Genomic DNA, 10,647 nt, shown 5'->3' with positions numbered 1-10,647 from the left:
CCAAATTTCTGACCTGGCTTCCCCACTATTAATTTTCCTCCATTCTTAAAAACTAATAAACTTCTCATAGGTTTATTAGGGATGATTTTTTAAAAAAGTCTTTTCATTTTCTTTTTACAAACAGTCTCTAATATCTTGGATTTCGTCTAACGAAAAATCTTGTTTATTCTTCAGAACGATTAAATCTTGACGATCAAAAAAATTCAGTATGGACGACGCAAATTTTAATTGATCAAATTTATTCCTTCCGTAATTTGAACGGTCATTGTTATAAATATCTACCTCATTTTTTAGCTTATTTTTTAATTTAATTTTCACTTCGTGATTTCTGATAAAATCTATCTGGTTAAAATAGTTTCGTCTATACTCTTCTCTCTTTAACGGATCTATCTCACTTTTAGATAACTCATATATTTGACTTAAATCAAGGTTTTCTTGTCGTAAAGTTGCTCCTAAAAAATCATCAATACTATAACAAAGTTGTTCATCATCTTTCCATTTGATGATTGCCTTTTCTTCTCCTTCTACAATACTTTGTACCTTAACAATACAAGCACTGGTCTTAACTCCGCCCCCACCTAATCCTCTTGGAGAAACTTCTCTTCCATCAGCCAATGCATTAACCGTTGTTGACTTTCCAGATTGGAATGGAGCAACAAGGAGAATATCAAACATATTTTCGTTGCATCTCTTTCTGACTATTTCAACAGTCTTCTTCAGATTTTCCGCCTCTTCAAGCAGTACCTGAGAACTTTGAAGTTTCTCAGTTAAGATGCCCGCTTTATCAAGTAGCCTTACAAGTTGGTCTTTTTGTTGAGAGAAGATAATATCTGGATTAATCATAATTAACTTATGAACTTTTTTACAGTGTAATATGATATCCCTCTTCTGTCAGACTCCGAAAAATGGGTATCAAAACCTGATTCTTTCGTTGAGTGTCGTTGTCTGTAATGACGGAAATTCGTCAGATTTGCGGAAAGTGACAGAAGAGGGATATTACCATCAATAGTTGAAGATATATATTACTTATTTATTAGTATATAAAACTAAGCAGTATGATTAGGAAAGTAATGGGATTTAGAATAGTTTTTAATAATAATCACAGGAAAAATAAATATCAAAATATAAAAAATCCCCATACTATATATAATAACGGGGATTTTGCAAGAGGAAACCAAACAAACTTGATTAACGTCCTAAAGTTCGGGAGTAGGAAACCAGTCCAGCACTGACCACTTGTCCGTAGTTGTTGAGACGATCTTGTTGTCCCGCTCGTGTGGGGGCTAAAAATGTATCGGTTAAACCCATAGCAGCAAACATAACAGTAGCAGTAAGAATAATGTAGTTACGGATAATAACGGTGTTGTTGGTGGTGTTGTTTAACATTTGTTTGACCCCTTGTCCTCTTGTTACCCTTATCTTATGAGGTGCTTAAGGGTGATGTCAGTCCCAAAAACCAAGTATATTCAGGGTTTTAGCGATTATCATAAGTGGTATAAAGTGGAAATAAGTGGAACTCTTTTCGTATTTTTCAAGTGGGATAAATCTCTGAAGAAGAATAACGGTTAAAGCTAGACTTAACAAGAGTTAAACACCAATAAATATTCAATAAATCAACCATATATTATCTAAAAGACTATATATCTCTATTTTTGTTCCCTCCTTTTGTACTTAATCTTTCCACTTCTCTGAAAATTTCTGGTTGTATAAAGTTTTGTGAATGATAAGTATACAAAAGTTTACCCCAAGACAACTAAAGGGAAAACCCCACTTTTCCCATGAAATAGTGATTTGAAACAAATTATGCACAGCAAATCTAAAGAAAATATAAAAAAATGCTAAGACTGCGCAACATAAATTTACAATGAAGTCATTGAATAAAAGCCATCAGCTACCTATATATAAGGCTGGTATATAATAAGTCGCCCCAAGAATGTACATTCTTGGGGCATAATTTTTGTTGGGGTCTTCAATATAAGAAATACAATGACTAATCCTTCTAACATTAAGATATTAATCAGTAATGATGATGGCATTTTTGCCTTAGGTGTTCGCACCTTAGCCAATACCTTAGCCCAAGCAGGCCATGATGTGACTGTAGTTTGTCCCGATCGCGAACGTTCGGCCACTGGTCACGGTTTAACCCTTCATCAACCCATTCGGGCCGAAATAGTAGAAGACTTTTTTGACCCCAAGATCACCGCTTGGTCTTGTTCTGGGACTCCTTCAGACTGTGTGAAATTAGCCCTAAGTACCCTAATAGACTCCCCACCGGATTTTATCGTTGCAGGGATAAATCATGGTTCTAACTTAGGGACAGATGTGTTGTATTCAGGGACAGTTTCGGCGGCAATGGAAGGTATTATCGAAGGAATTCCTAGTATTGCCATGAGTTTAGCCAGTTTTTCCTCCCGTCAATTCCAACCTGGGGCTGATTTTGCTGTACGTTTGATCCAAGAATTACAGGATCATCCCCTTGCTGACAGTACCCTACTTAATATTAATATTCCTCCAGTGGCCGCCGATGCGATCGCAGGAGTCATCTTGACCCGTCAAGGGTTACGTCGCTATATCGAGAACTTTGAGAAACGTCTTGATCCTAGAGGAAAAAGCTATTATTGGTTAGCAGGAGAATTAGTCACAGAAATAGAACAACCGGATCATATTCATCTACCAGCTAATATTCCCACGGATGTACAAGCAATTCAACAAAATTATATAACTCTGACCCCTTTGCAGTATAATTTGACGGATGTGGCTAGTTTTGAGTATTTACAAAAAAATAAATGGTTAGACTGGCAACTTTAATCATCGGAGTCAATTTTTGATGACAATGTGTGATATTCTAATGCAATCGCAGTCCTATTTAAAACCATGTCATCTTTTGAATACAATCAAGAAAGGGATTACGAAGATATCGATCGTGTTACTCTAGCTGATGAAAAGGGTTTGACCCTCCATTGTTACATAGAAAACGCTATTGAAGGAAATGATGGAACTTATCTCTTATTAATGCCTGTCGATGTTCCTGTGGTCATTCTATCTTGGGATGGTGAGGAGGAAGACGGTAATGACAGTGATGAAATTAGTAATGCTGTTTTATTAGAAGATACTAAAGAAATTGAGGAAATTTTTGCCGACGCTAAAGCAGTTTTAGCTGAATTAGATTTAACCTTAAAATTAACAGCTTTTACCCTCACTTTAACTGGAGAATTACCTCCCATAGAAGATGATGGTGTTCTTACGTTAGAATTAGACAAAGATGAGCCATCCATAGACTCAGAAGAGTTGCAATTTTTAACAGATTTTTATCATAACAAACATAAATATTCTATTTATACTCCTTTATCTCCTTTACTTTTTTTAGCGAAATACAATTTACTGGGAAAAGTAGAGTTAGTATCTCCTGAAGATGAACAAATGCAAATCATCTTAGAAGAATTATTATTTGATGATACGGAGGAATGATTAATTATTAATCATGAATAGTTAATTTTAACTTACTATATTGGCTTAATCTTAATCATTTTAATTTTTATCTCAAGGAGATCACAAAAATTGAATCAACAAAACTACTCAACACAATTATGTCTACCATTAAATTATAAAGATACACTACAACAAATTCGTAATTATTTAGCTGGTCAGTTTATTGGTGCAACAAGAGATGAAGTTTTACTTGAAGAAGTAATTAAATGTATGTTATGTAAGCTTTATATTAAAGAGCATAACAAAAAATTACATACATTAGACATACCAAAAGAGTACAAAAAAACTTTTCACTATCTCCGTTCTATTTTACCTAATATTTTTGATTCAGAAGATGAATTCAAACTTGATTCATCTAATCTTATTTATCTTGATCAGACCTTGGAGAATCTTGATATTAATAATCTTAGTAGAGATCCTTTTGGTGATGCTTATGAAATTTTCTGTGGTTCACTGTCCAAAGGTCAACACGGACAATTTTTTACCCCTCAAAATGCTGTAGAATTATTAGTTTCAATTGTTAATCCACAACCAGGAGAAACTATTATTGATCCAGCCTGTGGTGCTGGAAGTTTTCTCAATGCTGCTGCTCGTCATCTGATTGGTTATGGAATCAAGCAGGAACAAGTTAAAAATTATTTATTTGGGATAGACAAAGATGAATATTTAGTTCGTTTAGCTTCAGCAAGATTATCACTAATATCCCTTGATTTATCTAATGTATTTTGTACAGATTCTTTAGCTTGGAATTTTAATAATCCGTTAGAAAAAAAACTAGGTACTTTCGATGTTGTTTTAGCAAATCCCCCTTTTGGAAGTAAAATAATTGCAGCTAACGAGGAAACAAAAGCAGGATTTATTTTAGGATATAAATGGCATTTTGATAAAAGTAAAAATAGGTTTACTAAATTTAATACTTTACAATCTTCTGTTCCTCCGCAAGTTCTTTTTATAGAAAGATGTATTTCTCTTGTAAAACCTGGAGGAAGAATAGGGATAGTTATTCCTGAAAGTTTAATTTCTAGCAAAAGTTATCGATATGTTATGAACTATATCCAGGAAAAAGCAGAGATAAAAGCAGTGATTGGAATGCCAGAATCTTTATTTAAGGTATCTGGAAAAGGGGGAACTCATACAAAAACTTGTTTATTATTGATGTATAAAAAATTTAAAAATCAACTAAATAAAAATAAACATAAAATTTTTATGGCAGAAGCGAAATGGTGTGGAAATGATAGTCGTGGAAGACAAATTAACCAAGATGATCTTCCTAAAATTTCAACTAAATATCAAAAATATATTGATAATCAACTGAATGAAGACACCCTTTTAGGATATATAATTGATTCAGATGAAGTTAAAAATTATGTTTTTTCACCTCGATATTATAATCCAGAAGTTAAAAATGAACTATTCAAACTACAAGAAACCCATGATTTAATCAAATTAGGAGACATGATTGATTCAGGTTTAATACAAGTTAAAACTGGCGATGAAGTTGGAAAACTTGCTTATGGAACGGGTATAATACCGTTTGTTAGAACAACAGATATTTCTAATTGGGAAATTAAAAGAGATCCTAAACATTGTATCAGTGAAGATATTTATAATTCTCTTTCGTATAAACAAGATGTTAAAGAAAATGATATTCTAATGGTTAAAGATGGTTCCTATTTAATAGGAACCTGCGGATTTATTACTAAATATGATACCAAAATTATATATCAAAGCCATATTTATAAATTAAGAGTTATGGATACTTCTAAACTGTCTCCTTATTTTTTGTTAGTCGCTTTAACATCTGAACCCGTTCGTAAACAGATCAAAGCAAAATGTTTCACCCAAGATATCATAGATTCTTTAGGAGATAGAATCAGAGAATTAGTATTACCAGTTCCAAAAAATAAAAACGTTTTAGGACGAGTTATAGAAATGGTTAAAAAGTCGATTGAAGAGCGAATCGAAGCTAGAGAATTAGCAAGAAAAGCTTGTATTGATTTAGTCGCAAAAAACTAAAACAAACAGAGTTTGATTATTGTTTCTACACCTTACCAATCGATTTTTTTCTTTCCTAACTTCTCCCTAACATCATTTAATAAATGCCATAATGTTTTAACTTTTTCGTTAAAGATTTCAGGAATAATGACAGACTCCATATCTCGTCTAAGATGATATTCTACTGCGTCAACTAATTTTGATTCAATTTCTTCTATGGTATCATTACCTTGAATCCGATTACCATCATCACTAACCCAAGCGATATTATTATAGGAGTGTTTCCCTCCTCTTGTTAAAGGTAAAATATGGCCGACATGATATCTTGATTTGCCACTTTTTGGATTAACAGCAGCATCGATGTACTCATCAAAATTTAATATTTTTCCTGTAATAAAGCATTTTCTTCCATCTACTAAAATTAAGTTTTGTCTAATTTTTTGAATTTCTGATATTAAATTTTTATCTAATCTGGGAGCATTTCTAAATTCATATAATTGTGACATCAATTCTAACTCAATCATTGCACATTGGTAATGGGAAGCATATTGAATTCCATTAGTCCATGTTGCCCATCTAAAGTCTCTGTTTGAATAATAGGGAGGTATTGTCGCTTTATCCGTACAATAAGCTTTAACTTGAATTTTATCTAGTACATTGTTAATTGTTTTACGGTTAATATTAAGATTATTAGTTAAATAGTGTTTTAAAGACTCTCTCAGTCCATAATTGACATGTAATGGTTTCATCCAACCAATATTACTATGAGTATGCTTACCTCCTTTGTTGAGTTCTCTAATATAAGAAATAGGGATTTCATATTTTCCTAACCGTGATGTTGTGTATTTAATTGCTAATTTTATATCGTTGACCGAAATCTTTTTTTGCGTATTAACACATCGAAGACTATTTAGTTTTATTTCTCTATTTAATAAGCTTCCTGCTATAACGGCAGCTTCTGATGGTAAATTATCAATTCCATGACTTTCTAATAATAATGCTAATAATTTTCCTATTATTTTTTTACAGTCTTGTTCAGAACAATATCTCGGATCATCTGAACTCAGATGACTGGTTTTTGAATCCGTATCCCAACGTTTAAACAATGGAGTTTTATTACAAGAAGCATCATCTTTTTTCGGTTGTCGTAAAGATGATGAAAAACACCATAATCTTTCTGTCAATTTATTTAAGTCAGAAGTAGATAAAGTGAGCGCATTTTGAACAAATGGGAGTAGACTCTCCGCTTCTAAACCTAATTCTAAATCAGTCACTAATCTTCCTCAATATGATAATTTACGAAAAGAGCAGCAACAGATATATCTAGTGCATCAGCCAGTTTTTTAATATTCTCTAAAGACGGGTTACGATTTCCCCTTTCGATACTTGAAATATAGGTACGATGAAGTTCAGACTTTTCTGCCAATTCTTCTTGAGAAAAGTCTAATTCCCTTCTCCGTCTCCTGATGGCTTGGCCAAAACGTTTTCTAATATCTGAATTGCTTTTGTGTTTCACATAAATTATTTTCCGATCATAGTAGACAATAATTCTACAGACAATAAATAACATTTTGAAGTCTATAAGTAACAATAAAAAATATAGAGGATTTTACCTTCTCCCCCTAAAATATCTTCTATGATCAACAGAGACTGGAGTGATCTTGGTAATTCATGGGGCCTCATTTAATATTTCAACGTTTTAATCGCTGGCTCAAATCATTTGCTCTCAATGCCACTGATACCCGTTATGCTTTGGTAGAAGCTTGCTTAATTGGAGTTTTATCGGCGATCGCAGCCTTAATTCTCAAACAAGGAGTGGGTTGGTTAGGGGGTCAGCGTGTCGCCTTGGCCAATCAATTTGGTGGCATAGTGGTGCTACCTTTGGGAGGACTGATTTTCGGTTATTTGGCCGGTTGGCTGATCGAAACCCTCTCTCCCACAGCTACAGGAGGCGGTATGACGCAGGTAAAAGCCTCTTTAGCACGGTATCCGGTTCCCCTATCTTTACGGGTAGCAGTGATTAAATTAATCGGCACTATTTTGGTGTTAGGGGGTGGTTTAACCTTAGGCCGTCGTGCGCCAACGGTACATATTGGGGCAGCTTTAGCAGCGCAACTGAGTAGTTGGGTTCCCACCTCCCCGGAACATCGACGACAAATGATCGCAGCCGGGGCAGCAGCAGGACTGGCGGCCGGTTTTACCACCCCCATCGCCGGGGTGTTATTCGTGATTGAAGAGTTAATGCGAGATGTTTCAGGGTTAACCCTGGAAACGGCGATCGTGGCTTCCTTTACTGGGGCGGTTGTCTCCCAAATTTTACAATCTTCTACTTTTAATTTTCCCTCATCTTTATTGGAACTGCCGGATATTGCCTTCTCTGCCTCAGAAATTCCCTTTTATCTACTGCTAGGCATATTAGCAGGAATATTAGGGGCGTTATTTAATCGGGGACTGTTACTAAGCGTCAAAATACAAAAATACCTTAATTTACCTTTATCCTGGCGTATTGGCTTAATGGGAATGGCTTCGGGTCTAATTATTGCCATGCTACCCCCTTTCTTTCGAGATAATACAGGACTACGTATTGATTTAGTACAAGGGGAATTAGAATGGAGTCGCATTTTATTGGCCTTTGTAGCTCATTTTTTCCTGACCATTTTGGCCTATAGTGCCAATACCCCCGGCGGTTTATTCGGTCCGGCGTTGGTATTGGGATCTGCGTTAGGGTATTTAGTGGGAGATTTAGAAGAGTTTTTCACCGGCACTGGCACAGAGTCTACTTATGCACTGGCAGGAATGGGGGCATTTTTCACCGCAGTGGTTAGGGTTCCGGTTACTGCCATCGTTTTTGTCTTTGAATTAAATACGGACTTTAATATTGTTTTACCCTTAATGGTTACTTGTGCGGTTTCTTATATTGTGGCCGAAAGTGTTTCCAAGGGTTCTCTCTACGAACATATGTTAAAGGCTAGGGGTATTTATATCAATGAGGGGGCTACAGGACAGGATTTTCTCTCCAAATTAACAGCTTCACAAGTAATGCAGTCTCAGGTGGAAACCTTATCCAGCGATTTCACCCTGGATGAAGTGATACAAGCGATGTCTACCTCGAGTCATCGAGGGTTTCCGGTCTTGTCTGAAAGTAAATTAGTGGGGATTGTCACGCAAACGGATCTGGCCAAATTGAAGAAAGTGCCAGGATATACCCCTTTATGGGAATTTATGACCCTAAAACCTATTACAGTGCAAGCAGAGGCTTCTTTAAGCGATGTTTTATACCTGCTTAACCGTTATCAACTTTCCCGTCTTCCTGTGACAGAAGGGAGTAAATTAGTAGGAATTATCACCCGAACGGATATTATTCGCATCGAAGCCAACCACTTACAAGGAGATGATACCACTATTAATGAAGTGGTTCCCGATCCCTCCTATATTGCTTATCAAACTCGGGCCCCTTTAGTGGGAGTGGGTCGCATTTTATTACCCTTGACAAATGCTAATACAGCTAGTTCTTTGTTTAAAATTAGTGCAGCGATCGCCGAACAACAAAACCAAGAAATCGAATGTTTGGAAGTGATAACGATTCCGAAACATAGCGATCCTGCACAAACTCCTGTGATTACTCAACATAGTCGTCAATTATTACAAAGGGCAGAAAGATTAGGCCGTCAACATCAGATTTCTGTTCATACTCAAATTCGTGTTGCCCACGATCGCGCCCAAGCTATTTTAGATACCATTCGAGAACGACATATAAATCTCATGGTCTTAGAATGGAACCCGAATAATAAGACTCCTGGCAGTGTTTTTGGACCGGTAATTGATATTTTAATTCGTAAGGCGACTTGTGAGTTAGTAATAATTAAATTGGGACAAGAAGAAGAATCTTATCCCCACAGTTTAGATAAAGATACCACTTGGTTGATTCCGGTTGCTGGTGGTCCCAATGCAAAGCGGGCCATAGAATTATTACCCGGGTTGACCCAATTATATACTCGTCCTCGTTCCCCTATTATTTGGTTATGTCAGGTGTTTTCTCCCCATCAACCGACCCCTGACTATCAATCTTTAGAAGCTAAGGCAAAACAATTAAAAGAAGAACTGGAACGCCCTGTTATTCCCCTTCCTATTCGTTCCCAGTCTGTGACTGATGCGATCGTTCATTTGGCTGAGTCCGAAAGTTGTGACGTGGTTATGTTGGGCGTTAGTAGAGAAGGGTTATTAACTCAAGTGATGCAGGGCAATATTCCTAAAAACATCGCTCAACAGGTTAAAAGTACAATGATTTTAGTGCGAGGAAAATTGGATAATTAATGATGATAATTGAAGCTTTTATATTTTCTAAGATTCAATCTTTACCTCCTCAATATTCCCTTAAGTTTTTTCCAAATTTGATACATCATACCATCTGTTTCTATCTCTAATTCATAAGAAGCTATAGGAAGAAGTAAAGGAATAGCAAACTTTAATTTTGGTGAAGCTGTTTGATTTTCATTTAATTTGTCTCGGATCTCTTGCAGCAAAGAAATAGATTGTAACTGATAATCATTAAAGGATTTTTCTTCTCTAGATATCAAAGATGGTTCTATCTCAATTAGTTTCTTTTCTGCTTCTTCATCAGAAAGAATAATTTCCTCTTGTGGGTAAAGTGTCCAGTATTCAGCCTCGTATTTACGAATTGAGGGAATAATTTCTCGTTTGATACGTTGGTTTAGTTCAAATTTAGCAGATAGATTACTGTTCATAACTAACTCTTTTTGGAACTCCCCTAATTTTTCATAGAGAAGTTCTAAAATATCTTTTAAGTAATTTAATCTAGTAGAATTTTTCATGATTCACTCTTAATTTTTAATTAGTAAGGTAGTAAAGTTTTTTTGATGATTTTTCTTAATTCTTTCCAAATTCCTTCTGCTATATATTGATCAATAACATCTTGGGGTTGATCGTAAAAATATAATTTTTTTCTGTTCAATTCATAAACCACTCGAACTTCATACCATAATAGATTACCTACATCATCCTTTAGAGACTGTTTGTAAAGAAAAGATAAAGAAATTAGGCGGCACAGATTTGTGGTTATAAAACTATGGAATAAGTTTTTATGACAGTTTTATGAAGAGACGTTCTTATCCGTCAGATATAACAGATTCCCAATGGGAAATA

At 35.2% G+C, this 10,647-nt stretch carries 9 protein-coding genes; 4 read left to right on the top strand and 5 right to left on the bottom strand.

Annotated elements, in window-relative coordinates:
- Nucleotides 1-114: 114 nt before the first annotated feature.
- Nucleotides 115-843 (bottom strand): hypothetical protein, encoded by a 729-nt coding sequence (locus tag QNJ66_RS24960; RefSeq protein ID WP_300511369.1) that lies wholly within the window; start codon nt 841-843, stop codon nt 115-117.
- Between the two features lie 345 nt (nt 844-1,188).
- Nucleotides 1,189-1,386 (bottom strand): hypothetical protein, encoded by a 198-nt coding sequence (locus tag QNJ66_RS24955; RefSeq protein WP_300511368.1) that lies wholly within the window; start codon nt 1,384-1,386, stop codon nt 1,189-1,191.
- Between the two features lie 600 nt (nt 1,387-1,986).
- On the opposite strand from QNJ66_RS24955, the gene surE reads away from it, so the two are divergent.
- From surE to QNJ66_RS24940, 3 genes are all read left to right on the top strand, one after another.
- On the top strand, nt 1,987-2,808 hold the full coding sequence (gene surE / locus QNJ66_RS24950; protein ID WP_300511367.1) for a 5'/3'-nucleotidase SurE: 822 nt from the start codon (nt 1,987-1,989) through the stop codon (nt 2,806-2,808).
- Between the two features lie 66 nt (nt 2,809-2,874).
- A complete protein-coding gene (locus tag QNJ66_RS24945) occupies nt 2,875-3,468 on the top strand; it encodes a DUF3727 domain-containing protein (protein ID WP_300511366.1) in 594 nt (197 codons plus the stop codon).
- Nucleotides 3,469-3,558: 90 nt separating this feature from the next.
- Complete coding sequence (locus QNJ66_RS24940; protein WP_300511364.1) at nt 3,559-5,505, top strand: N-6 DNA methylase; 1,947 nt, start codon at nt 3,559-3,561, stop codon at nt 5,503-5,505.
- 32 nt (nt 5,506-5,537) lie between these two features.
- Here the strand turns inward: QNJ66_RS24940 and QNJ66_RS24935 are convergent, their stop codons facing one another.
- On the bottom strand, nt 5,538-6,758 hold the full coding sequence (locus QNJ66_RS24935; RefSeq protein WP_300511363.1) for a hypothetical protein: 1,221 nt from the start codon (nt 6,756-6,758) through the stop codon (nt 5,538-5,540).
- Nucleotides 6,758-7,000, bottom strand: a complete 243-nt coding sequence (locus QNJ66_RS24930) for a helix-turn-helix transcriptional regulator (RefSeq protein WP_300511362.1) — start codon at nt 6,998-7,000, stop codon at nt 6,758-6,760. The genes QNJ66_RS24935 and QNJ66_RS24930 overlap by 1 nt, the downstream gene beginning before the upstream one ends.
- A gap of 155 nt (nt 7,001-7,155) precedes the next feature.
- On the opposite strand from QNJ66_RS24930, the gene QNJ66_RS24925 reads away from it, so the two are divergent.
- On the top strand, nt 7,156-9,798 hold the full coding sequence (locus QNJ66_RS24925) for a chloride channel protein (protein ID WP_300511361.1): 2,643 nt from the start codon (nt 7,156-7,158) through the stop codon (nt 9,796-9,798).
- A gap of 41 nt (nt 9,799-9,839) precedes the next feature.
- Here the strand turns inward: QNJ66_RS24925 and QNJ66_RS24920 are convergent, their stop codons facing one another.
- Nucleotides 9,840-10,316: a hypothetical protein gene (locus tag QNJ66_RS24920; RefSeq protein ID WP_300511360.1), complete on the bottom strand. Its 477-nt coding sequence runs from the start codon at nt 10,314-10,316 to the stop codon at nt 9,840-9,842.
- Nucleotides 10,317-10,647 lie beyond the last annotated feature (331 nt).

The sequence above is a fragment of the Crocosphaera sp. genome (genome assembly GCF_030064895.1).
Classification (GTDB): Bacteria; Cyanobacteriota; Cyanobacteriia; order Cyanobacteriales; family Microcystaceae; genus Crocosphaera.
Note: the sequence above shows the minus strand (reverse complement) of the source record. Positions and strands in the feature narration are given on the sequence as shown.

Bases quoted from the DNA above. Each gene is read 5' to 3' on its own strand.
- QNJ66_RS24960 (WP_300511369.1), bottom strand. From the start codon at position 843: ATGATTAATCCAGATATTATCTTCTCTCAACAAAAAGACCAACTTGTA.
- QNJ66_RS24955 (WP_300511368.1), bottom strand. From the start codon at position 1,386: ATGTTAAACAACACCACCAACAACACCGTTATTATCCGTAACTACATT.
- surE (WP_300511367.1), top strand. From the start codon at position 1,987: ATGACTAATCCTTCTAACATTAAGATATTAATCAGTAATGATGATGGC.
- QNJ66_RS24945 (WP_300511366.1), top strand. From the start codon at position 2,875: ATGTCATCTTTTGAATACAATCAAGAAAGGGATTACGAAGATATCGAT.
- QNJ66_RS24925 (WP_300511361.1), top strand. From the start codon at position 7,156: ATGGGGCCTCATTTAATATTTCAACGTTTTAATCGCTGGCTCAAATCA.
- QNJ66_RS24920 (WP_300511360.1), bottom strand. From the start codon at position 10,316: ATGAAAAATTCTACTAGATTAAATTACTTAAAAGATATTTTAGAACTT.